Annotated in this window: 10 protein-coding genes, 1 tRNA gene and 1 pseudogene; 10 read left to right on the top strand and 2 right to left on the bottom strand. The window is 46.9% G+C overall.

Going from position 1 to position 26,977, the window contains the following annotated elements:
* Positions 1 to 118 precede the first annotated feature (118 nt).
* The 5 genes and pseudogenes from AC1DYT_RS24655 to AC1DYT_RS24635 form a co-directional block, all read left to right on the top strand.
* A pseudogene (locus tag AC1DYT_RS24655) lies at positions 119 to 319 on the top strand (IS1595 family transposase); the annotation flags it as partial.
* A gap of 351 nt (positions 320 to 670) precedes the next feature.
* Positions 671 to 4,741 carry a PKD domain-containing protein gene (locus tag AC1DYT_RS24650; RefSeq protein WP_477472155.1) on the top strand — a complete coding sequence of 1,357 codons (4,071 nt, stop codon included), beginning with the start codon at positions 671 to 673 and terminating at the stop codon, positions 4,739 to 4,741.
* Positions 4,742 to 4,754: 13 nt separating this feature from the next.
* On the top strand, positions 4,755 to 8,465 hold the full coding sequence (locus AC1DYT_RS24645) for a DUF6443 domain-containing protein (protein WP_477472154.1): 3,711 nt from the start codon (positions 4,755 to 4,757) through the stop codon (positions 8,463 to 8,465).
* 107 nt (positions 8,466 to 8,572) lie between these two features.
* Entirely contained in the window at positions 8,573 to 9,004 is a 432-nt protein-coding gene (locus AC1DYT_RS24640) for a DUF4279 domain-containing protein (protein WP_477472153.1), read from the top strand.
* A 635-nt stretch (positions 9,005 to 9,639) separates the two neighbouring features.
* Positions 9,640 to 13,236 carry a T9SS type B sorting domain-containing protein gene (locus tag AC1DYT_RS24635; RefSeq protein ID WP_477472152.1) on the top strand — a complete coding sequence of 1,199 codons (3,597 nt, stop codon included), beginning with the start codon at positions 9,640 to 9,642 and terminating at the stop codon, positions 13,234 to 13,236.
* A gap of 519 nt (positions 13,237 to 13,755) precedes the next feature.
* On the opposite strand, the gene AC1DYT_RS24630 is transcribed toward AC1DYT_RS24635, so the two are convergent.
* Positions 13,756 to 13,842 (bottom strand) — tRNA-Ser (locus AC1DYT_RS24630).
* A 228-nt stretch (positions 13,843 to 14,070) separates the two neighbouring features.
* Between AC1DYT_RS24630 and AC1DYT_RS24625 the strand changes: the two genes are divergently transcribed.
* From AC1DYT_RS24625 to AC1DYT_RS24615, 3 genes are all read left to right on the top strand, one after another.
* Positions 14,071 to 16,824, top strand: coding sequence for a glycoside hydrolase family 2 protein (locus AC1DYT_RS24625; protein ID WP_477472151.1), 2,754 nt, complete (start codon positions 14,071 to 14,073; stop codon positions 16,822 to 16,824).
* A 1,719-nt stretch (positions 16,825 to 18,543) separates the two neighbouring features.
* Positions 18,544 to 19,950 carry a 3-keto-disaccharide hydrolase gene (locus AC1DYT_RS24620; protein ID WP_477472150.1) on the top strand — a complete coding sequence of 469 codons (1,407 nt, stop codon included), beginning with the start codon at positions 18,544 to 18,546 and terminating at the stop codon, positions 19,948 to 19,950.
* 11 nt (positions 19,951 to 19,961) lie between these two features.
* Entirely contained in the window at positions 19,962 to 21,896 is a 1,935-nt protein-coding gene (locus AC1DYT_RS24615; RefSeq protein ID WP_477472149.1) for a hypothetical protein, read from the top strand.
* 461 nt (positions 21,897 to 22,357) lie between these two features.
* Here the strand turns inward: AC1DYT_RS24615 and AC1DYT_RS24610 are convergent, their stop codons facing one another.
* Complete coding sequence (locus AC1DYT_RS24610; RefSeq protein WP_477472148.1) at positions 22,358 to 23,386, bottom strand: LacI family DNA-binding transcriptional regulator; 1,029 nt, start codon at positions 23,384 to 23,386, stop codon at positions 22,358 to 22,360.
* A gap of 102 nt (positions 23,387 to 23,488) precedes the next feature.
* Here AC1DYT_RS24610 and AC1DYT_RS24605 point away from each other — a divergent pair, with 102 nt between their 5' ends.
* Together AC1DYT_RS24605 and xylA are read left to right on the top strand one after the other, a co-directional pair.
* Complete coding sequence (locus AC1DYT_RS24605) at positions 23,489 to 24,979, top strand: xylulokinase (protein WP_477472147.1); 1,491 nt, start codon at positions 23,489 to 23,491, stop codon at positions 24,977 to 24,979.
* Positions 24,980 to 24,997: 18 nt separating this feature from the next.
* Positions 24,998 to 26,326, top strand: coding sequence for a xylose isomerase (gene xylA / locus AC1DYT_RS24600; protein ID WP_477472146.1), 1,329 nt, complete (start codon positions 24,998 to 25,000; stop codon positions 26,324 to 26,326).
* The last annotated feature ends 651 nt before the right edge of the window (positions 26,327 to 26,977 follow it).

Raw genomic sequence — 26,977 nt, 5'->3', positions numbered from 1 at the left:
AAACAATACTTTATGTACTCTCTCACGATGGTTATCGGCTAAGTGAGCATTTACTAAAGTTAGAACCGAGGCATCCACATACATTGTTAGGATCAGTGTCCTTTTCCCCGCCTTCACATTGCATATCCATATCATGACTATTATTGGCTGGTTGAGGGGCGTACATCATCAATGTGAAACCCATCGCCTGTAGCAGTATTTGGATAAATACCATTTTCGTTTTAACAGGAGAGGATTCTTGAACTCTATTTTTGATAAGCTGATCACCAGAATGACTGAAGCAAAGCCTATGAATTACAAAATGATCAATGCGAACTAAATATATAATCCTATAACTTGTTATTTGCTAATAGACCACGCAAAATTAACATAAGTGGGCCTATTTTGAAACAAATGCACCCCTGCCAGCTGTAGGGAAGCCAGTATCTTTAGCGAACTATAAACCCTTATTCCTTATCATAACATGTCGGCGGTTTCCTATCACTCTTTTTCTCGAGCAGCGCAAGCCTTCTTTACTGCAAAATTGATTCACAGTTATTGTCAGGTCAAAAGAATTATCATTTGGCGGCTGTTGAGCTGATGCTGCTAACATGATATAGCCCATTTTAACCATCCTGGCTGTGCCTCAGCACTATAACCTAAATAACCATTACAGTACCACCTCTCCAAAATGAAAAAAATACTTTTTATTGTATTCTCAGGCATCATGTTTTATGCCCAAAGCTACGCCCAGATAGCTGTACCCGTAAGTTTGCAAACAGGCGCGCCATATGTTAGCGTCCCTATATATGAAATTAAAAACGGGGACGTATCTGTTCCGATAAGTTTGAATTACACGCCGGGTGTAAAACCATCCCAGCCGATTGGCAATGATGAATATAAATTGGGCGTAGGATGGAGCCTGAACGCCGGCGGAAAGATAACGCGTTCTGTAAAAAGCCTGCCGGATGATTACCTGGGCACCGGTACCGATACGCGCAAAGGGTGGCTATATGATACCTATGCCGCCAGCGTGGTTAATTTTACCCCGCAAAGCCGGACGGATTGCACAGGTGACGCTGCCAACTATAACGTACTGAACTCGTTGGTTAGTAACAAAACCGATACGCAGCCAGATGTTTTTAGTTTTAGTTTCCCGGGAGGCTCGGGCCAGTTTATGTTTGATAATAATAAGATTATCCAAACACTGCCTTACCAGGACCTGAAAATCCAGCCTACATATTCGGCCGGGGCAATTGCTTGGTTTACAATTACCACAAATAACGGCTTTCAATACACATTTATACCAACAACAACAGTAAACGAAACTGTAACACCCGAGGGGCCTGCCAACACCGTGTATTATTTAAGGGATAAGGTAATAAAGTATGCCCAGGCTATTTCTTATACCACGGTTTGGAGCTTAAGTGCTATTAATTCACCATCTGGAGGCGCTGTTTCATTAAGTTATGGCCATATCATGCCAATAGATAGCGTACTTACCAATCCGCCGTCAACTGATATATATCTTGCGGGTGTTAAAAAAAAGGTCTTTTATACCAGGGCAATAATAACTACCCGTACCCTGTCGAGTATTTACGAACAAGCAGTTATTTATCCCATAACGAATCCCGGATACGAAACCATCAACTTCACCTATGAAGACCCATATTTGAGAGGGTTTCAGATTACCGCGCCCTATGTCCCTAATAAAACAATTTCGTTAATTGGGGTTAATACATCAGGGTATCTTTTTTTACAATCTATCCGTCCCTTTTCAAGTGGCTGTACCGTCAGTCCACCCTACGAATTTGAATATGTGGGCACAGCAATAGGCTCTTCGACTACATTGACGTCGGCACAGGGAAAAGAGCAGGATTATTGGGGCTATTTTAACGGCAACCATGCTACAACGCTTGTGCCGAACCTGCATATGTATCCCAATGAACCCCCGCAGGAAAGATACAGGCTGCAGCAAATACCGGGCTATGCTGGTACTTATAACTACCTTTCATCAGGTGCCGACCGCACCGTAAACGCTGGTGTTATTACAGCGGGTTCCTTACGCCGTATCATTTTCCCCACAGGGGGGAGTGTTAAAATGGACTATGAACCTAACCAGTATTTTGATGCCAGGGCCAATCAAACATTTTTTGGCGGGGGTATCCGGGTGAAAACGGTAACCATGCACGATGGTGTAAATACCACTAATGATATTATAAAAAATTACACTTATGGCGCGGGGGTACTGTTAAACCGCCCGCAATTTGCCTTCCCTGTGCCGGTATATGCCGACAACAACGGAGCAGTACATACCATTAGCGAGTACACAGACCAACCCACTCAAGCCAATAATTTTACCGCGCGTACAGAGGGCGACTTAAACGAGTATGATTTTGATTCTCCCGATGTCGTGTATCCATCGGGTGCCGAAAGCCAGGTGGGGAAAGGTAAAATAACCTATCAATACCTCAACCCGGCCACTTATGGCCAAACAACATCGCCGGAGTATAGCGCTCCCAACCAGTGGCAGGCTACTTATTCGCAATATGCTACTACCTACAACCCCTCTTCGGGCGTGTGCATGAGCAAAGGGATGATGGCAGATGGGTATTATTCGTTTCCATATCCAACCAACCCGAATTATACTTTTGAAAGGGGATTATTACAAAATACCCAGGTATTTAACGAAACCGGCCAATTGCTAAAACGGGTTGATTACCAATATTCCCCTATCTACCAAAACACTTCGCCCGTTAGCATTTACGGATTAGCCTATGATTATTTTACCTATAGCCCAACTGATATCAATACAAAAGCCTTTGCGTATGGAAAATACCGCCTGTTAGCCGCTATGGATAAATATCAAACCGCGGCAATAGAAACCATCTATGATCCCGGCACTAATTACACAACCTCCACAACGGTTGAAACAGATAATTTTTTTAACAGCCCCAACCATAGGATGTTGAGCAGCACTACAACAGCAGCAAGCAGCGACGGGATCAATTTTACCACTTATAAAACAAAGTACACCTATCCCCAGGATTATACGGCCACCGCAAATACCGACCCGGCAACGGCCGGTATCCTGGCATTGAAAAGCAGTTATATAAATAATACGGTTATCGAGCAGATAACTTCTATAACCAAGCCCGGGCAAAGCGAAATGGTGACGGGGGGGCGGTTAAACAAATTTAATGTATTCCTGGTGCCCAACCCGCGGTATCCGATGACGCAGCAAACTTTTACAACAAAAATAGCACCCGCGCAAATACGTACATTAAGAATTAATACGCCCTTAAGCAATTTCACGCCATCGGTAATAACTAACAATATATTTCTATACGACTCCCGCTACCAGGTAAGTAATAATGTGTTTGAATACAGTACTGCGGGCCTTCCTCTTTCTATGGATGACGGGCATCAGCGTGCAGTTACAACCATATACGATAATTCGGGCGTAAAACCCATCGCCACTATCAGTAACGCATTAGCTAACCAGGTACTCTATTCTAATTTTGATGACGATTATCCGGTTATTGTTAAACCACATAGTTTTGATGAGGCCTATAATTCAAGTTATTCCGCCGTACCCGGAAGGATAGGCAACGGTTTGTCTGTTGCGCCAAACTATTCGTTTACCAAAAGCGCGGTTAATAAGGGGCGGGGCGATTACTATGCATTCTCCTGCTGGATCAAAAATCCAACAACCACTGCGGGGGCAATTACAGTTACTTTAACTGATGGCAGTCACTCCAGCACCGGCACAATAAATTATACCAGCACTACAGGTGTTTGGGCTTATTACAGGATCAGGCTGTCGGTTGCTAATTTTAATCCCACTTTCAGCATCAACGTGCAAACGGGTAACCAGCCGCTTATTGTCGACGATATGCTTTTTCATCCCGAAGTGGCCCCGGTTACCCTGAGCGGCTATCAAAACAAGCTGAAAATTGCCGATACCGACCCGCATGGCAATACCACCTTTTATGCGTATGATGCTTTAGGCAGGCCTACTACAGTTACCGATCAAAATCAAAACATAATAAAACAACTTACCTATAACTACCGGAGCACATTTGCCCTTTCTGCCGTATTTGATTATAGCGTACCACCAGGTGGGGGCAGTAACGAGGTTTTCTATGCAAATGGGGGGCCAACTACGGTGAATGTTAATACCCCTGTCGCCTTTCGAAATGGATATCCTGACCCGTGCGGACCGGCTGGAATTGTCAGGAACTGGGATTTTGGCGATGGGGCCACGCTTTCAAACGGCGGGGTAACCCCATCGCATACCTACACAACACCTGGCACATATACCGTTACATTAACCGTTACCAGTCCGCTGTACGGAACGGTAACTTCAACGCGCACGGTAACGGTTGTTGCGCCGCTGGCATTCACCATGCACTGCGCTGGTGTAACAGGTTATAATGTGTGCTCGCAGCAAATTATGGGATATGGCGATTTGGGCCCCGGCAGCAACCCGTTGGGTACAAATACATTTACAGCCACTGTTAGCGGGAGTTACACCAACCAGTTTAAATGGGAGATGGCCTATGCTAACGCGCCCAATACCTGGATAACAGTGCCGGGCACTTCAAATACAGTAACCGTAACAGTGTTCGGTGGGGTATATGGCCCACCAAGTTCTTCAAAATCGTACACCATGCGATGTACCATGCTGCCGCAAAGCCTGCAAACAGCGGCTGTAAACCAGATTGGATTATTGTTTTTCGCTCCTAACTGTCCACTATAACCGATAAAAAGACATGATCAATTTAAAACTTTATAGAAACTTGTGTTTTGTGCTGTTGGCGTCTGCTTTCAGCACCCAAAGTTACGGACAACAGGATAATAAAGCCGACGACCCGAACCTTGTTGCAAATAATAACGTCCGTATAGATATTGTAAAAGTATCCGGCATTACCCTGCCAACGCAGATACTGCCGGGGGTAAACGCCCAAACCGTGGTCTCCTATATGGATGGGCTGGCCAGGCCCGTACAGCGCATCAGTATGCAGGGTAGCCCTTCGCATAAGGACATTGTGCAGGTTATGGCGTACGACCAGTATGGCGGCCAGCCCCTGCAATATTTGCCTTATACCGCCGCTACCTCCAACGGTGCGTTGCAGGTAAACCCAATTGGCGCACAAAATGCTTTCTACCAGGTTACCAACCAGCAAATAGCAACTGATCTTGCCCCTTTTGCGGGCATAGTTTATGATAACTCGCCCCTGCAAAGGGTGCTGGAGGTTGGTGCGCCGGGTGCAGCCTGGCAAACAGGTGCCGGCCACAGTGTGAAAGCAGCCTCCCGGTTAAACACGGCTACCGATAATATCAGGATATGGACCAGTGCCGGGCCAACCGCCACCAATTATGGCATTGGCCAATTATCCGTGAGTGACGTAACCGACGAAAACGGCAATCATGTGTTAACCTTTACCAATAAGCTTGGGCAACTGGTATCGAAAAAGGTACAAGCCAGCACTACCACCTGGCTCGAAACCATTATGGTTTACGATGACCTGGGAAATGTTTTATATCAGGTATCGCCCGAAGGCGTAAAAAGGATCTATGGGGCATCGCCGCCCGCTTTTAACACTGTTTTTATTGGTGCATGGGCAACCGCTTACACTTACGATGTAAAAGGCAGGATGGTTGCCAAACAAGCGCCCGGCGCGGCGCCGGTTTATATGGTTTATGACAGTAATAACCGCCTGGTGCTTACACAGGATGGCCGTTTACGCAGCGCTTACGCCACAGACACCTGGTATTATACCAAGTACGATGCTGCGGACAGAACCATAATGGCCGGCTTGTACAGGTACAGCGCCCCGCCGGGAGCTACCGGGAGTACCAACCAGCAAATATTGCAAAACTACCTCGACGGGCTAACGTATGATAATGTTACCATATTTGCTTATGAAAAACGGCAGACTGGTACCACGTATGGGTTTAGCAATCAATGTTTCCCCACAAACATAGCCGATGCCGATGTGCTTAACGTTAATTATTATGATGACTATGACCTTTATAACGACGGGACAGTCGATTATCAATATAGCAACCCCGGGCAACCTTACGCAGCAACCAATGCTACAGATAATAGCGGCCTGTTAACCGCCACTATGAGCCGTGTTATTAACCCCGCAGGAAATGCCGGGGGCTGGATAAAACAGGCTATATTTTATGATCAGTTTAGCAACGCCATACAAAAACAAACCAATAACCTGGTTAACCAAAACGCCTTAGACGTAACCAGCAATGCGGTTGATATTTATGGCGGGCATATTACGCAAACCAAACAGGTAAAATCATTGAGTGCAACCACGGTGATCAATAAAATGAGCTTTGATATTATGGACAGGCTCACCCAGGTTGTGGTAAATATAAATGCGGGTACCGACCAGGTTGTTTCGAAATACGATTATAACGAACTGGGGCAATTAAAAGCTAAAAAGCTGGGGCTGGTAACCGGCGGAACATACGCCGGTACTTTTTTGCAAACCGTTGATTACCGTTATAACATAAGGGGATGGCTAACCAGCATCAACAACAGTACCTTAACCGCCGACTTAACCAACGGCGATACCAACGACCTGTTCGGGATGACCATATTGTATAATCAGGCCGATCCAACAGGTTTAAGCAATACACCGAAATATAACGGTAAAATATCCGAAATAAAATGGAAGGCCTACGATCAGTTTTCGGGCTCGCCCAACCCGGTAAGGCAGCGCAGCTATGTTTATACCTATGATGCCGCCGACAGGTTAACCAACGCGCAATATACAGCCAACAGCGGCACTGCCTGGAATGCCGAAGTCAGCGGTTATAACGAAACTGTTGGCAGTTATGATAATAATGGCAACATACTATCGTTAACGCGTAATACCTTTGCCTCGGGCGGTTCTGCTTTAACAGTTATGGATAATCTTAACTATATTTATCAAAATAGCAATGCAAGCAATCAACTGGCCAGCATATCCGATGCATCAGGTAATACGATGGGATTTAAAGATGGTGCCAGTTTGGCCAGCGAATATGCCTATGATGCCAGCGGTAATCTGACCACCGATGCCAATAAAAATGAAACTATCACTTATAACGACTTAAATAAAGTAAGCAAAGTAGTGACCGGCGCGGGTTCTGTAGAGTACACTTATGACGCATCGGGAACAAGGATCCGTAAGGTATTATATGATGCTGCCCATGCAGCCCTTAACACGTATGATTATTTGGATGGCTTTGTTTACACTACCATAGGAGCAGGCACCCGCACGCTCAGCTATTTTAACACGGCTGAGGGGCGTGTAATGAGTAACACAACCGCCACTGCCTTTACGTATGAATACTTTATTACGGATAATTTAGGCAATACGCGCGTAAGTTTCAAAGATAACGGCACCGGAGTTGCCGCCATGACCCAGGAGAACGAATATTACCCTTTTGGCATGACCATGCAGGGGATCGTGGTACGCACCGCACCTGTTGGCAACAAGCAATTGTTTAACGGCGGCAGCGAGCTGCAGGACGACCTGGGCTTTGAAAACAGTTACAGCACCCCTTACCGCGAGTATGACCCGCAAATTGGCCGTTTTAATGCCATTGACCCCATGGTTGATAACTATGCCGGATGGACGCCGTATAATTTTGCCTTTAACGACCCAATTGGGATGAATGATCCATCGGGAGCAGATCCAGCTTTCGATGCTAATGGCAATGCTATCTATTATGGATATAATGATCCTGAGACATATCGACTCAAAGCTTATTACCATGCGATGGAAAATTATAATGCTTCACACGCTACTTCAGCGGAAAGACAGTGGCTGAATTATTTGAGCACACCGGGGGCATTTTCTAGCCCTATGGCGGGTGTTGAAATGCAAGCAATAGGATCGGCTATACAGGGCTTTAAAATAAAGCAAAATTATTTGCAGGCCCAATGGGATATGGGCTATGATGCCATTTTAACGTATAGCGGTAAGCCAGATGGGTATGGAGGGATGGTAGAAGGTGATATGTCTATAAGAGGTTTTAGCACCTATTTAGGTTTTGAAAAAGCTTTTAATGCGGCTAATGGGGGAATTAGTGCCAATCAGGGGGGGACGAATCCTTTCATGATAATGGCCTCTTCCGATGATAGGAATCCGAGCCAAGACAAGAAACTAACACCAAATGATATCAATAACCTTCAAAAGCAGGGATGGGATCATAGTGAAAAGGGTAATCATGGCGGCCAAACTGATTTGTGGAAGGACAGGGAAGGGAATGTTTATCAAAAGCCCAAAAATGGAGTAGGTCCAGGAGAACCTATCGGCTACAATCTTAATGACTTTAGTACTTTACATCAACCAGGATTTAGTTGGCCGAGTATCAATATTAACCCTACTGTTCTTAAAGTAGGTGCTATAATAGGTATAGGCGTATTGATTATAATTACAGACGGGGCTGCTACACCTTTATTAGCATTATAATTTATTGAAGTAAAAAAAATGTTCGTTTATGATGAAGTCAAGAAAAATTCAATTGAGAGAATCGGATAAATTCACCAATACATGTTTAGAAAATAAACAATTAATATATGCAAAATGAAGTCGTTGTAAGTTTTGGAATCTTTGATTTCAATGATATAAGCCATAATGATATATCTCAATTATTGGAAATACAACCAGACAAGGTTTATATAAAAGGAGAAAAAAGAAATCCCAAAAATCCAACTTCCCCTTTAATAAAGAAAAATAGTTGGATCATGAGATCAGGATTAGATAAGTACTCCTCATTTGAAGATCAATTAACGTCACTATTAGATATAATTGAAAATAAGCTGGCTGATTTCAAAACATTGTGTGATAGGTATTATTGCGAAATATCATGTGCCTTATTTGTCTATGTCGATAACGACGAAAGCACGCCTTGGGTACATTTAAATACACGTTATAATAAACTACTCAAAGAGTTAAATATTGAATTTGATTTAGATCTTTATATTTTTCCAAATAATAAAGAATCATAACCAGGATCGAAAATCCATCCTACGACTGAATCAATGTTAACTATTTTACCCGCCGGTTCAAGCGGCACTCTTGAACCAAAGTAAATGTAAGCGTCTCACTTACATTTACTCTTTTGGAATGTCGGAAAAAATGTGCGTATTTATTACCAAGCTAGACGCAAAGAGGATCGTGGCGGCGAAAAAAGGTGAAATTACGCCCTTGTTGGTGTTCGTGGTGCTGGCCGTTGTTCTGTCTTATGGCCAAATACTTAAGCGGGGGGCATAACTATTGCAGATTCCACGTTGGTCCGGATTTGTAAATCCCGGGCCAAATAATAGCAAATCCGCGATCCTAGGTGCTACTGGATACCTCAAGGGATGTAGTTTGCTGTTCTTTGAAACTGTCCTCGGCTGGCGCAGGTATGCAGCTTAGGGCAGGTGCAGGAGGCTACTTGTGCCCCGCATTTCAAGGTAAACACGTTTCATCCCGATGCCTATTCAGGGCAGCGGAAAAGGGGTGTGGAATTAGGACGGCGTTGTTAACGAAATTTATCCGTCCTACTAAGCTCCATAATTTAAAAAACCAACCTATCAGGTATTTATTTGTGCGCAGTGAAGAAAAATCAATTACCCTTAAAAAACCTTTGCTTTATTTTATGTTGATACGTGTCGCCAGGTTAGTTTTAGTATTATTAGCAATATTTTTTATCTCCTTAACCTCGTACGGGCAGGATATCGACTTTCATATCAATGCACATTTCTTAGCGGGGAAAAAAATACTCAAGGTAAAACGGGATTATGGCGACCCTTATGTATGGATACTTGCAGAAAACAATGGGGTGTACCGTATCAACAGCCTTACAAAAGCGGTTGAAGACCTGACATCTGCATTTTCTGCATACAACGGTTTGCAGTTTATTGATATAGCCGGTTATAGCCAGGCGGAGGTATTCATAGCCACCAACACAAGCGTTATCGGGTACAAAAACGGCCAGGTGAAAGAAGTTGCCACTCAAGAGGTATTAAAAGGCGAAATAACTTCTATCGGGCTTACCAACGATGCTGGTTATTTTGGTCCCGGGATATTGTTAATAGGGACCATGCATGGTTTGGGCCGATATGAAGTTGCATCTGCCACACTCAGTTACTATACTTATGCTCTTTATTTTGGGCCGGTAAAGATATTCACAAGTACGTACAGAAGCACCATGCTTACCGATGAAAATGTCCCGTACTGGAACACAGCCGCTTATCCTGTATTATTTGGCCTGCAGTATAATGCTTATGGTTACTATATCCAGGATCTGGTGGAAAGCGGTGGTAAAATCAATACGGCCTTTTATGTACCCGTGGGGATATTAAATCCGATTAGATATGGAGGCAGTTTTATTTGGGGGAATGAATATGGGCTATACCAGGAAAGCATGGACTACAATGGTGGCTTCGACCCGTTGAGCTTTCATCATTTTTTAGATAATGTTAACGTTAACAAAATAACCGACATTTTGGGGTTGACCAGTTTTTACAGCGCTTATGATCCATGGATATCGAAAGATAATTTATTGGTAGGTACCGACAATGGCCTGTATTTCAGCAGTTCGCTCTCTTTTAATTTTTTTGAACACGGAGTGGCGACATTCGTTATGTATCATTATGATGCGCTTGGGAACGTTAAGGTGAATGACGTATGTGTGAATGCAACCGGAAGATCTGTAGATGACATTGCTACCAGCTGCGAGGATGGCGTTTGGGTGGCTACCGACGATGGCCTATACCTGCTCGACCCTGATTTTTTAAAGAATTTTGATACCAGCCAACTGGTAAAGGCGCTTGCTGTTGACATCCCGTTGAGCGACCCGCTAACTACCTTGGACCTTTGCAGCGGCAATACCATGAAAATGCAGCTGAACGGCAATTATACCCAGGGGAATACGATACAATGGCGTAAAGACGGTAAAGACATCGTTGGTGAAACAGGTGCGTCGTTAACTGTTAGCGAAGCCGGGAATTATTCCGCTATCTTTTACTCTTCCTGCAGCAATGTCCATCTCGAAACCAATCACATCCAGGTCAAAATCATCCCGGGCCCGGTATTCGCATTTGATTATCCTGATAAGCTGCAAGGCTGCAGCAGTGACCCTATAACCCTGCAAACGGATAATAACCCCATTTACAATTACCGCTGGTACCGGGATGGTGTTTTAAATAATGAGACATCATCAAGTTTAAAAGTGTACCAAAGCGGTAAATACAAAGTAGAGGTAAGCGCCTGTACCGATACCTGGGTGGCATCAAAAGAAGTGGAGGTTGACCTGATAGACTTGCCCACCCCCCAGGTAACCTCCGCAAAAAACACTTATTGTGAGGGCGATGAGGCCACCGTGTCTATCGATATCCCCGCAGACCCTGTGTACACCATCAACTGGTATAAAAATGGAAATTTAATAGCAGGGGATAAAGACCTGACAAGCATTAAGGCCACCGCAGACGGCGACTATTCGGTTGCACTCACAAGTACTATAGCAGATTGCTCGCGGCAGTCGCTGCCATTTAAATTAACATTCATCTCTGCCCCGGTATTTACTTTTAATTACCAGGAGAAACTGCAATTCTGCGATGTAGCATCAACAACGCTAAAAGTAGACGACAACCCCATTTACCAGTACCGCTGGTATAAGGACGGTATACTTACCGGCGATATTACATCGACATTGAACGTTACCAAAACCGGCAAGTATAAAGTTGAACTAAGCGCATGTACTGGTAGTTGGGTAGCATCAAAAGAGGTTCAGGTTGATCTGGTCCATCTGCCTGTTCCGGAGGTTACAGCCGACAAGCCAATATACTGTGCGGGTGCAGAGGCAAACCTTTCCCTCAACATACCCGCCGATGCCGCTTATACCATTAACTGGTATAAAAATGGTAATTTGATAGCTGCGGATAAGGATATGACAGCTATAAAGGCTACTACCGATGGTAGCTATTCGGTAGTGATCAGTAGCACGGTAGCTGATTGCGCAAAGCCATCGCAACCTGTGCAGGTGGCTTTTATTCCCGCGCCTGTGTTTACTTTTAACTATCCTGATCAATTACGATACTGCGATGGTACACCCGTAACATTGAAGGCCATGAGCCCGGCTGCCTATCAATACCGTTGGTATAAAGACGGTGTATTAACCGGAGATGTTACAGCCGCCCTCGCCATCACAAAAACAGGCAGGTATATGGTTGAAGTTAGTTCGTGCGAAGGCACGTGGGTGCCGTCCAAAGCGGTGCAGGTTGAGCTGGTTAAATTACCGGTACCCGTCATCACAACTGATAAACCTGCTTTTTGTATCGGTGGTGATGCTAAGCTGTCAATCGCCACGCCGGTCAGTTCCGGCTATACCATCAACTGGTATAATGGCGGTACTTTGATAAACAGCAACACCAACCTTAGCTCATTAACCACCAACATCGGTGGCAATTATTCAGTATCCATTACCAGCAATAATGCAAACAGCGATGGCAGTTTTTGTTCACAGGCATCTGCCGTTAAAACTATTGTATTCAGCCCGCCGCCAACCGTTAGCGTCGAGGAAATAGTGACGACCACATTATGCGCCGGGCAGCTCATCGATCTGAAAGCAACCTACAATGGCGGCACAGTAAAATGGTCGACCGGGGAAACAACCGACAAGATCAGTGTGAGTGCTGCGGGCAGTTATAAAGCAACCGTTACCTCGGCTGCAGGGTGTACAGCCGAAGCCAGTATTGATGTATCGTTGTTACCGTTGCCGGTGTTCACCATGGAAAATACCAGTATTTGCTCATTCAAACAGCAAACGGTTACCTTAACAGCACCGTCAGGATTTTCGGCCTACGCCTGGAATGGCGTTTCGGGCAACCAAACCTACGATGTCACCCGGCCGCAAACCGTGAGTTTAACCGTTACCGATGCCAACGGTTGCCAGGCAACCCGGCAGATAGTTGTAGCCGACCAATGCCCGCAGGTAATTATCCCAAATACCTTCACACCAAACGGCGATGGGATAAATGACACCTGGGCCATAGCAGGCCTGGAGAGCGACCCTACGGCCACCGTAAAGGTTTTCAACCGAAATGGCATTGAGGTGTACGAAAGCCGGGGTTACGAAACAAACTGGAACGGCCAATACCACAGTAAAAAACTGCCAGCGGCGGCCTATTATTATATCGTTACCGCAAAAAGCGGCACCCAAAAGTTTAGCGGTTCAATTACCATCCTCTACTGAAAACGATTGCCGGCCTGCCCTTCACGAGCAGTAGCGGTTTTTTATAATCGCTCACGAATGGTGTGTCAGCCTGTTGCCTGATCTAAAACCAGCAGGTAATAAAAGCCATGCAAGTGCAATGGGTGCACCATATCTTTTCGGTTAAGTAGGCCCAACACGTGGCGGCTACTAAAGGCTCGGAAATGAAGCTGTTATTAGAAAAATCAAGAATTTATTTCTAAAAAGATTAAAAAACATTCCCAACAACTCCTCAATCCTTGAAGATTTAAAGATAAATATCGAAGAAATAGTCGAACACGTCAAACCGGCAGTATTCGACGTTGAAGCATTTATTTTAGAACTTGAATTAATAAATGAAGAAGAAAGACAAAGGCATATAGCGTTTGTTTACGAAGATCAGCAAGTATTGAACACTGCTTCCGAATTTATCTAAAATATTCAGATTATAACATCGGGTGTTCGACATCACTGTTCACTACATAGCAAAAAGCACTGATTTTCAGTGCTTTTTGCTATCTGCGGAGAGGGAGGGATTCAAACCCCCGGTACCTGTAACAGTACACCTGATTTCGAATCAGGCACATTCGATCACTCTGACACCTCTCCGGGGTGGGGCGCAAATATAGCCGTTTTTGCATAATTTTTCCAATCGATTTTGATTAAATTAGACGGATGGTTACCATCCTATGAAAACCCGCATTTTGGATTCACAGTCAGTGTGCAATGTATTGTGGCAACGATTGCGTAGTTTTAATTTGATGTTCATTTACTTAATTGGGAGCGACTGATTTATCTTGCGCTAATTCCATTAAAACCGCCACGGCCAATATCTATATGAAAAAAATATTGCTGCAATTTATATTGCTTACTGTATGCCTCAACGCCTTTTCGCAGGAAACGGTTATCAAATACCTCTCGGGTACCGATAAGGACCATACCGTAGCCTGGGATTTTTACTGCACAGGTGGCCGCAAAAGTGGCAACTGGACAAAGATACCCGTGCCCTCCAACTGGGAACAACAGGGCTTCGGAACGTACAATTATGGGCACGATAGGGTAAAAGCAAATGAGCAGGGCTTATATAAATATGAGTTTGCTTCGCAAGGTTTCGCTGGTAAAAAAGTGTTCATCGTTTTCGAAGGCTCCATGACGGATACTAAGGTAATGATCAACGGCCAACAAGCCGGCCCCATCCACCAGGGCGCTTTTTACCGATTTAAATACGATATTACTGTGCTACTTAAACCCAGCGGCAAAAACCTGCTGGAGGTAACAGTAGATAAAACTTCCGCAAACTCGTCAGTGAATGATGCCGAGCGCCGTAACAGCGATTTTTGGGTATTGGGCGGCATTTACCGGCCCGTTTACCTGGAGATAGTCCCCCAAACATTCATCGAACGCACATCCATAGATGCCAAAGCCGATGGCTCATTTTTGCTGAATGCCTTCGCCCGCAATTTAAAAGGCGATGAAAGGATTACGGCGCAGGTGCAAACCCTTAAAGGCCAAAACGTAGGGAAGCCCATATCAGTAAGTGCCATTACTGGTGTTGATAGCATCCAACTGAAAGGCAGCTTTAATAAGCCCTTATTATGGAATGCAGAGTTCCCCAACCTGTACCAGGTAGTGGTAAGCATCAAAGGGAAAAACGGCTTAATTCATCGTATCAAACAAAAATTCGGCTTCCGCACGGTGGAGGTAAGGGTTAACGATGGGCTTTATGTAAACGGAGCGAGTGTAATCATCAAAGGCAGCAACCGCCACAGTTTTTGGCCCGAGAGCGGGCGCACGCTGAGCAAGGCCATCCACCTTTTGGATGCCCGGCTGATGAAGGAGATGAACATGAACGCAGTACGCATGTCGCATTACCCGCCCGACCATGAATTTCTCGACGTGTGCGATTCGCTGGGCCTTTACGTGCTGGATGAGCTTACCGGATGGCAGGCCAAATACGATACCGCAGTGGGCCATAAGCTGGTGAAAGAACTGGTGCTGCGCGATGTTAACCACCCCTCGGTTATCTTTTGGGATAACGGCAACGAGGGTGGCTGGAACCGCGGGCTGGATAACGACTACGCCCTGTACGACCCGCAAAAACGCACCGTATTGCATCCCTGGGAAAAATTCAACGGTACCGATACCAAGCATTACCCCGATTATAATTACATGTTAAATGCCGCCGCCAACGGTAAGGAAGTGTTTTTCCCCACCGAGTTTATGCATGCGCTGTACGATGGTGGGGCAGGGGCGGCACTCGACGATTTTTGGGCAGCGATAATGAAGCATCCGCATGGCGGAGGCGGTTTCATTTGGGCGTTTTTAGATGAGGCTATTGTCCGTACCGATAAAAACGGCGCGTACGATTCTGACGGCAACCACGCGCCCGATGGCATTGTTGGTCCGCACCGCGAAAAGGAAGCGAGCTTTTACACCATTAAAGAGATATGGTCGCCGGTGTATATCAACCCGCAGCCAATCGATGGCGGTTTCAATGGAAAGATACCGGTGGAGAACCGCTACGCTTTCACCAATTTTAATCAATGTACTTTTAAATGGAAGCTGGTGAAATTGCCATCGGCTAAAGCGGCTAATACTACAGCACAGGTAATCGCGTCGGGCATCCCAGCCGTGCCTAATTTAAAGCCGGGCCAAAAGGGCCTGATTAGTTTAAGCCTGCCTGCGGGCTGGCAAAAGCAGGATGCCTTATATCTGACCGCATACGGGCCCGATAAAAAGGAAATATTTACCTGGAGTTGGGCCATCCATGCGCCGGCTGCGCCTGTATTGGCGAAACCTTCGACACTAAACTCCGTGTCGGCCACTGAAACCGATAGCGTGCTGATCGTAAAATGCGGCAGCATCAGCTATGCGTTCAGCAAAACCACAGGCTATTTACAAAAGGTGCTCAAGCCTTCGGGCACGGTGTCTTTATCGGGCGGGCCGGTTTTGGCGGGCGTAAATACAAGCTTAAAACAATTTGCCGGCAGGGCCGATGGTAAGACATACATCATTGAAGCCGATTACCAGGGCGATGCAACGCTGCACGTAAAATGGACTTTCAACGCAGGCCATCCCGCCAAACTCGAATACCAATATACGCAGCAGGGCGACGTGGACTTCATGGGCATAACCTTCAACTATCCCGAAGAGATGATAACCGGCATGAAATGGCTGGGCCGAGGCCCTTACCGCGTTTGGAAAAACAGGTTAAAGGGCCAGGCTTTTGGCGTATGGCACAAGGCGTATAACAACGCCATCACGGGCGAAACGCCGGGCTATCCCGAGTTTAAAGGCTACCATGCCGAGGTAAACTGGGTAACCATCGAAAATAAGCAATCGCCTTTTACGGTTTATACCAACGATAAGGATACGTACCTGCAGATGCTGCGCCCCGCACGGGAAAAGGACCCGCCGAAAGGTGACCCTGTTGAACCCAAATTCCCGGCAGGCAGCATAGGCTTTTTAAAGGCGATAAGCCCCATAGGTACCAAGTTTCAGCAAGCCGAAGTAATGGGACCGCAAAGCCAGAAATACCATGCCGATGGCAAGCGGGTAAACGGAACGCTGTGGTTCGATTTTGGGGATTAAGGGGCGTTTTTTATCGCTCGCATATTTTGGAGTTTCCGCAGGGTCTCTTTGAAAAAGGACCCTGCGGCAGCTTGCAGGGCGGATACGCCGGGCGTTAATGTCCTCGTGGCGCAGGGCTCTCGCCGGTTTAAGCGTCTCGCTTGAACCTATACACATGTCAGCGTCCCGCTGACGTAACGAAATGTTTTTTCCCAGGCTCTCGGCTGCTATATCATTAATCTTGTGCCGAACCCACTTACCAGCCGGCACCCTGCCAACATCACCAAATAATCTGTAGCGAACTTTCAGGGCTCGCGCTGCTATAACGGTACTTATGTGCCGAACCCACGAACCGGAGCTGCTATCCAATCTATTAAAGTTAGGGTGACGATTAAAGTTCGTCGGTTGAGGCGTTGTGTTGCATGGTAATAAATAGCGAATGTTCCCTGACATTGCAAAAGAGTTGCTGTAAGCGGGACGCTTATATTTGCTTTGGGTCAAGCGGGGGGGTACTATTTCCCGAGAATTATTCCAATAATTATTGGAATGATAAAAATGCCAATTGTCAGTAAAAAATATGACGTATAGAATTTTCCATTGTGATATTTGTATTTTTTTAATAAATATTCATATTTATGATTACTGAATATTAGAAAATAGTTCAGAAGAATAAAAGGAAAATATAGACTAATTGAAAACGATAAAAATGAATTCATATACTTAGCAGGAAAAATCGATATTTCAAGAAAAATCGGTATATCCTTATTAGTTAAACCGCTAACCACAAAAAAAATCGTCAATAAATTTATAGATTGAAACATTGACATTGGCAAAAGAGTATAGATTTTCCAATTCCTTCTTTGTCCATTTTTTGTCTGTTCAAATACTATCGCATCAACCCAGATTTTATAATAAATACTTAACATTGTATTTGTGTGTTACTTGATAAAGAAGTCTTGCTGCAAAATAAATAGTCGCGCCGACACTTGTATTGCCGACAATAAAATCACCTACATCGCCTATGTGTATATCACTGACCCTACACACATGTCAGCGTCCCGCTGACGTAACGAAATGATTTTTAGCGGATTTTTCAGGCTCTCCGCTGCCACATTATTAATCTTGTGCCGAACCCACCTACCAGCCGGCATCCTGCTAACATCGTCAAGGTGTGGCGCTGCATGGTAATATGCAAATGTTTTCTGACATTGCAAAAGTGTTGCTGTAAGCGGGACGCTTACATTTGCTTTGATTCAAGCGGGGCGTGGCTGTTGCACAACTAATGGAGTAAATCATTAAGTTCAAAAAAATGCCGACCAACTCTCTGAGGTTTGGATATTCAAAAATCAACGAAGGCATGTTTCGCCTATATCCTAATCTCAGCGGCTCAAATACTCATAAAATACTATCCGCTTCCTCTTGGTCGAGTTGTGCAACGGCCACGGGACGCTTGAACCGGCGGGGGAGAAGGGGCGGGGGATGAGTCCACTCGCAACGCGGACACGACCACGTGGCTATTTAAACAGCCCGCTTTGGTTCGATTTCGGTAAGGAAATACCCTTTTGATAGTAGATTTATAGCAATATAGTTTACACCTTTAAAATCGTTTTAGCAAAGTTAAAATAATACTACCCGAACCTTATATTTTCGGGTAGTATTTATATCTTCGCACTGTTACCAGCGCCGCACGGTATCTATCCCGGCAGGCGAAAAAACGAAACAACAATTTAATAAATATACATGAACCTTAACTTCTCGAAGGCGGGCCTTGCGGCTACGTTCTGGTTTTGCGGCACGTTGCTGTGCGCAGGCCAGCAGATCGATCTTAAAGATTTATCTGCTTTTAAAAATCCGGCGGGCTCCTGGAGCGTGGCAGGCAACGCGTTTGCCGATCTGAACGCCGAAAACGTGATAAAGACTGCAAAGGGCGATGGCATCCTGGTAAACCAATCTAACGCCAAAAAAGCCGGTGCCGACCTCTACACCATCAAAGAATATGGCGATGTAACCGTAGAGCTGGATTATCTTACCGCTAAAGGCGCAAACTCGGGCATTTACCTGCAGGGCAACTACGAAATACAGATTGATGATGCCTGGGGCATAAGGAATGCCACTTCGCATAACAACGGCGGTATTTACCAGCGTTGGGACGATAGCAAACCCGAAGCCGATAAAGGCTACGGCGGCGTTGCCCCACGCCAGAACGCCAGCAAAGCACCCGGTTTATGGCAGCATATCAAAATTATCTTCCAGGCGCCAAAATTCGATGGCGCAGGGAAAAAGACGGCTAACGCAAAAATCATCAGCATTGTGCTGAACGGTGTGGCAATACACGAAAACGTAGAGTTGTTTGGCGCAACCCGTGGCGCTGCCGGTGCCGAAAGGGCAAACGGTCCGCTACGTATCCAGGGCGACCACGGCGCTGTAGCTTTCCGCAATATCTCTATCACCCCGTTGACAGAAATCCCTAAGGCTCGCCAGGACGACAACCCCGACCCTATATACATCCATGCAACGAGCAACAACATGCTCCGTAGCTTTGTAGATATCGGCAACGTACGTTCTGTACACGCGATATCGGTAGGCGGGCCGGAGAACACCGCTTACAGCTACGATTTAGACAATGGCACCCTGCTGCAGGGCTGGCACGGCGATTTCATAGATGCTACCCCAATGTTTGATGGCCGCGGCAATGGCACATCGCTTGCTTTGGGCAGCGTTACGCATTTTACCGCAAAACCCGTGTTGGCGATAGCCAAACTGGCAAACGCGCAAGATAAATGGGTGGCTGATACCGCCGGTACGGGCTTTTTTACCAAGGGCTACGTGTTGGATAGCCAGGAAAGGCCGGCATTCAAATACCGCATCTACGGCAACCTGGTTACCGATGATGTGAAGGTGATGGCAGACGGCAAGGGTATCAGCAGGGCGATTACCCTGGAGAATCCCGCAGAGGGCCTTTACTTCCTGCTGGCTAAGGATAGCAATGTCGAAGACCTTGGCAACGGTCTGTACCTGGTGGGCGATAAGGCCTACTATATACAGCTTGCCGATGGCAGTGCAAAACCTGTAATTAGGGATGCCGACGGCAAGAAAGAACTGATAGTAGCCATTGGCAACAAGTTGAATTACACCATCTTATTTTAAGCCTTTTTGCAATGAAATATACATTTAAAACGATACTGGCACTGGCAATAAGCTTAAGCATAACAACGGCATTTGCCCAGGAAACGCCCAAAGAAGAAGATTTTTTCAAGATTAGTAAAGTACGCGTACCCGAGGGCCCGATATTGGAAGTAGGCGGTTTGGTTACCCTGCCCAATGGCGATTTGGCCCTAAGCACCCGCAGGGGAGAGGTGTACGTGGTAGAGAACCCTACCAGTGCAAAACCTTACTGGCGCAGGTTTGCCTACGGCCTGCACGAGATATTGGGCATAGCCTATAAAAACGGCGCACTATACGTAGCACAGCGCGGCGAACTGACAAAACTGGTAGACAAAGACCAGGACGGCAAAGCCGATGTGTACGAAACCGTTTATGCCTGGCCTTTGAGCGGGCACTACCACGAGTACAGCTTTGGCCCAAAGATTATGAAGGATGGTACCTTTATGGTTACCGCAAACGTAGCCTTCGGCGATGAGGAATGGTGGCGTGCAGAGAGCCGCGTGCCGATGCGTGGTTGGGCCATGAACATAACCGAAGGCGGAAAAATGACGCCATGGGCGGCGGGTTTCCGCTCGCCTGCGGGTATCGGTGCTATCGACAGTACTTTATATTATACCGAGAACCAGGGCGACTGGGTAGGCTCGGGCGGTTTATGGAAAATAAACAAAGGCGATTTTATGGGCCACCCCGCCAGCTTAAGGTGGACCAGCCTGCCAAACTCGCCGGTCAAGCTCCAATCAGATTTCTTTTATTCGCAGATAGACGAACGCCGTTTAAGGGATGCCCAGGGCCACTACATCAAGCCGGAGAACCGGGTGAACGAACAATTCAAGACCCTGTTCGATATGAAAAAGGTGTTCCCGGAGCTGAAGTTGCCTTCGGTTTGGCTGCCATATGGTATTTTGGGTATTTCCTCATCGGAGCCGGTGAAGATACCTGCAGGTACATTCGGCCCTTTTGCCGGCCAGATTTTGGCAGGCGACCAGGGGATGAGCATCATCTCGCGTATATTCCTCGAGACCGTAAAAGGGCAGGAGCAAGGCGCTGCATTCCTGTTCCGCAAGGGCTTCCGCTCGGGCGTGTTAAGGTTGGAATGGGGCACTGACGGTTCGCTGTTCGTAGGCGAAACCAACCGTGGCTGGGGCTCGGCAGGCGATGCCAACGAGGGGCTGGAGCGATTGGTGTACAACAACAAAACACCTTTCGAGATGAAAGCCGTAAGGGCAATGCCCGATGGTTTCGAGGTAGAGTTTACCTCGCCTGTGGATCGTAAATCGGCCGAGGACCTGGCATCGTACAATGCCGAAAGCTTCATTTATAAATACCACCCGGTTTATGGTTCGCCGCCGGTAAATACCGAAAAACTGAAAATATCAGGCGTAAAGGTTTCTGCTGACGGCTTAAAAGCACGCATCATCGTACAGAACCTGCGCCAGTACTATATCCACACCCTCACGCTGGATGGCATCAGGTCGGCAACAGGTTTCTACTCGCTGGTACACCCCGTAGCTTACTACACCCTCAACCAGATACCTGACGGCGATAAGTTATCGATGAGCGATGTGAGTACCAAAAATTCTGCATTAGCACCCGTTACTGCACCAACAACTAAAAAGGCAACAACGCCTGTAAAAGGCACTCCGGTAACATTAAAAACCACCAGTGCCAAAGCACCTACCTATAAAGAGGTGGAAGGCTTGCTTACCAAGAACACCTGCTTATCCTGCCATAACCCAACCAAAAGGCAAATAGGCCCGCCATTTGTGGAAATTGCCAAACGCAAGTATTCTGCCGCAACGATATACTCACTGATACATAACCCACAGCCGCAGCACTGGCCGGGCTACTCAACCGAGATGCCGCCGATGCCGCAAGTAACAAAAGATGAAGCATACAAGATTGCAGGCTACATCAATTCTTTGAGGTAATAAAGTTTTGTATATTATATATAGTAGGAGACGGTCAGCGTGCAAACGCTGATCGTTTTTTTTTTAACAAGATTGCTGCGTACCCGAGCCCGGCGGCGAGCCGGGAAAAGAAAGAGGCTGTGCCATGGGTATGATACAGCCTCTATTAATCAACTATCCAATCTCACAAGAATAGCTATTAGCGTATAAATCAAATACTAATACAAATGTGAAATATTTATTTTATTAATGCAATCGATTGCTAAAATAAATTATAATTTACACCGTTTCGTCGAAATCGGGGAATGCTGACAGGCGTAACTTGCCATGCGATGCAAATTTGGCCTTTGAATTCTCGCAAAAACCAAAGAAAAGCACAGAAAAAACACCGAAAAAACCCGGAAAAAGCTCCCCTTTTTTAATGCATTTTAGCAAATTTTAGGAGTTTTAGGCAAGTAGAAAAGGCAGGATGACGGCTTGCGTTACCCCTTCTGCGTCGAAGAACGTATGATCAGTTTAGGCTTGATGCTGATAACTTTCGGCACCACCACGGTATCCGTATTCTCCATTTCCTGGAAGTACAAGTTCGCTACCGTTTTGCCCATGTAAAGGCTAAACTGGTCTATAGTGGTGATGGATGGGCTGGTTATCTCGGTAAAGGCTTCGTTAGAATAACCGCATACGCCCAACTCGGCAGGCACTTTGATGTTCATGGCGGTGGCTACTTCCAACACGCCAAGGGCCGAGAAGTCCGACGTGGAGGCGAAGATGGCATCCGGGGGGTGGGGCAGGCTCAGTAAGTCGCGGGTGGCGGTGGCGCTGAGCTCTTTGGTCCATGCGTTTTGTATCATCAGTTCGTCTAGTACGGGCAGGCCGTTTTCCGCCAGGGCGCGCAGGTAGCCGTTTTTGCGCTGTTTGAAGATGTTGAGCTTCTGCGGGCCTTCCAGCAAGGCAATACGGTTGTAGCCCTGTTTTATCATATGGTCCACCGCCTCATAGGACGATTGCTCGTTGTCGTTGGTTACTTTCAGGGTCTCCAGTTCATCGGCCACACGGTCGAACTGGATGAGCTGGATATTATGGTCGATGATGTTTTGCAAGTGCTTATGATCTGTAGTCTCCACGGAGATGGATATAACGATGCAATCTACATGCTGGTTTATCAGCGTGTTTACGCACTGCACCTCTTTCTCGTACAACTCGTTACTTTGGCAGATGATGAGGTTATACCCTTGCTTATAAGTGGCTTCCTCTATGCCGGCTATCACGTTTGAGAAAAAATTCTGGTTGATGCGTGGCACCACCACCCCGATGGTTTTAGAGTGGCCCTTGCGCAGGTTGGATGCCAGGGTATTGCGGGTATAGTTAAGCTCTTTGGCCGTTTTAAGGATGAGTTTCTTGGTAGCATCGTTAACTGAACTACTATTATTGAGTGCCCGCGATACGGATGAAGGGTTGAGGTTTAGCTTCTCGGCGATATCGTAAATAGTAGTCCTTTTCCTTGATTTCATAGTGGATAATAAAATTGTGAAATAAATTAAACAATCGATTGCAATTAGCAGAATTTAACTTAATTTCGTTTTTACAATTATAACCAAAAACAGCTACTATTTATGCTATTGTTAGGTATCGATTTGGGAACCTCGTCGGTTAAGGTGAGTATTGTTGACGTGGATACACAGCAAATGCTTGCATCGGCGCATTATCCCGAGCAGGAAGCCCCAATTATTTCGCTCCAAACCGGCTGGGCCGAGCAATCTCCTGCCGAGTGGTGGGAGCAAACCCAGCGTGCTATTGCCATCTGCCACCAAAAAGGGGGCTACAATCCAAAGGATATCGCCGCGATAGGCATAGCCTACCAGATGCATGGGCTGGTATTGGTAGATAAGGACCAGAACGTGCTGCGCAACAGCATTATTTGGTGCGATAGCCGCGCTGTAGCCATCGGCGATAAAGCTTTCCAAGATATCGGCCACGAGGCCTGCTTATCGCATATGCTCAATTCTCCGGGCAATTTCACCGCCTCTAAGCTGGCCTGGGTAAAGCAAAACGAGCCGGAAATATACAGTCGGATAGATAAGATCATGCTGCCCGGCGACTACATCGCCATGAAGCTGACGGGCGAGATCACCACCTCGGCTTCGGCACTGTCCGAAGGTATTTTCTTCGATTTCCAGTTCAACGGACTTTCTAAGGATATCATCGAATATTTTGGCTTCAGCGATAGCCTGTTCCCGACAGTAAAGCCTGTGTTCTCGGCCCATGGCCGGGTAAGTGCAAACGTAGCAGAAGCATTGCACTTGAATCCCGGCGTGCCGGTAACCTATAAAGCGGGCGATCAGCCCAACAACGCCCTCTCTTTAAACGTATTGAAACCGGGCGAAGTGGCCGCAACGGCAGGTACATCGGGTGTTATCTACGGCGTGAGCGACCAACTAGCCTACGACCCGCAATCGCGCGTGAACACCTTTGCCCACGTGAACTATGCAAGCGATAGCAAACGCCTCGGCGTGCTGCTCTGCATCAACGGCACTGGTAGCTTGTACCGCTGGATACGTAGCGCTGTAGCGCCAACCCTAAGCTACCAGGCGATAAACCAGGAGGCTGAAAACGCGCCTTTAGGCAGCGGCGGCCTGCGCATTATGCCATTCGGCAACGGTGCCGAGCGCATGCTGAGTAACAAACAGGTAGGGGCGCACCTGCACGGTATCGACCTTAATTTACATACGCCCGCCCATATCTTCCGCGCGGCGCAGGAGGGTATTGCCTGCGCGTTCAGATACGGGCTTGATATCATGCGCGAGAACGGCATGAACCCTACCGTTATACGGGCGGGCAAAAGCAACCTGTTCCTGAGCGGCCTGTTCGCCCAGAACTTTGTGGATGCTACAGGCGTACCGGTAGAGCTTTATAATAACGACGGCAGCATAGGGGCGGCCCTTGGCGCAGGCATCGGGGCGGAGATATTCTCGCCCGAGGAAGCCTTCAGCAACGCAAAGCCTATCCAACGCATCGAACCGGTAAACGCCGCTTTCGAGGAAGTTTATCAAAGCTGGAGGGGCATCCTTGGCCAGCATTTAGCAAGTATATCATCAAACCAATAAAATATAAAATCATAAGCTATGTCAATTGTAACCGGAGAAAAAGAATTTTTTAAAGGGTTAGGCCAGATAAAGTACGAGGGCCCGGAATCTGATAACCCGCTGGCTTTCCGCTGGTACGATGCGGATAGGGTAGTGGCCGGCAAAACCATGAAGGACCACCTGCGCTTTGCCTGCTCTTACTGGCACTCATTCAACGGCAGCGGCGCCGATCCGTTTGGCGGCGCAACGCACATTTTCCCATGGGATGCCAAGGCCGATGCCGTAGAGCGAGCCAAGGATAAAATGGATGCTGCGTTCGAGTTCATCACCAAGATGAATTTGCCTTACTACTGTTTCCACGATATCGACGTGGTTGATTATACCAACGATGTTGCCGACAACGAGAAACGCCTGCAGGCACTGGTAGAATACGCTAAGCAAAAACAAGCCGCCAGCGGCGTTAAATTGCTTTGGGGAACTGCCAACGTATTCAGCCACTCGCGCTATATGAACGGCGCATCTACCAACCCCGATTTCCACGTTTTGGCGCATGCCGGCGCACAGGTTAAAGGCGCTATCGATGCAACCATTGCCCTGGGCGGCGAGAACTACGTGTTCTGGGGCGGCCGCGAAGGCTACATGAGCCTGCTGAACACCGATATGAAACGCGAGCAGGAACACCTGGCCAAATTCCTGCATACGGCTAAAGATTATGCCCGTGCGCAGGGCTTTACCGGTACTTTCTTCATAGAGCCTAAGCCATGCGAGCCAACCAAGCACCAGTACGATTTCGATGCGGCAACCGTGTTTGGCTTTTTGCAGAAATACGATTTGCTTGGCGACTTTAAGCTGAACCTGGAAGTAAACCACGCTACTTTGGCGGGCCATACCTTCCAGCACGAGTTGCAGGTAGCTGCGGATAGCGGCCTGCTGGGTTCGATAGATGCCAACCGTGGCGATACGCAGAACGGTTGGGATACCGACCAGTTCCCGAACGATGTCAATGAGGTTGCTGAGTACATGCTGATCATCCTGGAAGCCGGTGGTTTCGCAGGCGGTGGTATCAACTTCGATGCTAAGATACGCCGTAACTCTACCGACCCTGCGGACCTGTTCTACGCACATGTTGGCGGTATGGACGTGTTTGCACGCGCACTTGTCATTGCTGATAACATCCTCCAAAAATCCGACTACAAAAAGGTACGTACCGACCGTTACGCCTCTTTCGACAGCGGCGCCGGCAAAGATTACGAAAACGGCACCTTGTCTTTAACCGACCTGCGCAACTACGCCGCCACTAACGGCGAACCAGCTGCCAAAAGTGGCAGGCAGGAGTACCTGGAGAACTTGGTTAACAGGTATATCTAAGGATTATCATCTTTTATTTGAAGAGGTTGTATCAAATCACAATTGCTAACCGGGCAAGTTGATTTTGATACGACCTCTTTTTGTTTTTGTACACGGCCGGCAAACAGCCAAATAGCCTGTAAAGTGTTCACGCAGCGCCGTGTGAACACCGTGAACGCTGCTACATTCCTTATAATCAGGTAATTCCAAATTTAATCATGGTGTCAATATCGTGTCACCACTAATGTAATTGCGTTGTTTTATATTTCCGCGTAAAAGCGATTGGTTTAAGGATTTGTAGCGATGTATCTTTCGCAATGCCAGGCGTTGAGGCCTGACCGGGCGGGTTATGAAAACGGCCTGCTCAGCTTAACCGACCTCATCACAACTTCGCCGCTACCAACGGCGAGCCAGCTGCAAAAAGTGGCAGGCAGGAAAATTTAGGAAATTGGTGAACAGGTACATCTAAGGATTAGCTTATTTTTATTTGAAAGCCGGGAGGGAACTTCCGGCTTTTTTTGGTTGTGTGCCCGGCATGGGCGCAAACTATAGGGTGCAAGTCCCGAGCGCGCCTTGGTAGTGGGAAGCGTTAGCTTAAGGCAAGGGTGTCCTTCGTGAGGAGGAATCTGAAAGAAGCCGGCGGCAAATTCTCGGTCCGACGGACAGAAATAT

Source organism: Mucilaginibacter sp. P1_D10 (genome assembly GCF_056406215.1).
Note: the sequence above shows the minus strand (reverse complement) of the source record. Positions and strands in the feature narration are given on the sequence as shown.

Coding starts and splice junctions, on each gene's coding strand:
- AC1DYT_RS24635 (WP_477472152.1), top strand. CDS start 9,640: ATGTTGATACGTGTCGCCAGGTTAGTTTTAGTATTATTAGCAATATTT.
- AC1DYT_RS24645 (WP_477472154.1), top strand. CDS start 4,755: ATGATCAATTTAAAACTTTATAGAAACTTGTGTTTTGTGCTGTTGGCG.
- AC1DYT_RS24610 (WP_477472148.1), bottom strand. CDS start 23,386: ATGAAATCAAGGAAAAGGACTACTATTTACGATATCGCCGAGAAGCTA.
- xylA (WP_477472146.1), top strand. CDS start 24,998: ATGTCAATTGTAACCGGAGAAAAAGAATTTTTTAAAGGGTTAGGCCAG.
- AC1DYT_RS24620 (WP_477472150.1), top strand. CDS start 18,544: ATGAACCTTAACTTCTCGAAGGCGGGCCTTGCGGCTACGTTCTGGTTT.
- AC1DYT_RS24640 (WP_477472153.1), top strand. CDS start 8,573: ATGCAAAATGAAGTCGTTGTAAGTTTTGGAATCTTTGATTTCAATGAT.
- AC1DYT_RS24650 (WP_477472155.1), top strand. CDS start 671: ATGAAAAAAATACTTTTTATTGTATTCTCAGGCATCATGTTTTATGCC.
- AC1DYT_RS24605 (WP_477472147.1), top strand. CDS start 23,489: ATGCTATTGTTAGGTATCGATTTGGGAACCTCGTCGGTTAAGGTGAGT.
- AC1DYT_RS24615 (WP_477472149.1), top strand. CDS start 19,962: ATGAAATATACATTTAAAACGATACTGGCACTGGCAATAAGCTTAAGC.
- AC1DYT_RS24625 (WP_477472151.1), top strand. CDS start 14,071: ATGAAAAAAATATTGCTGCAATTTATATTGCTTACTGTATGCCTCAAC.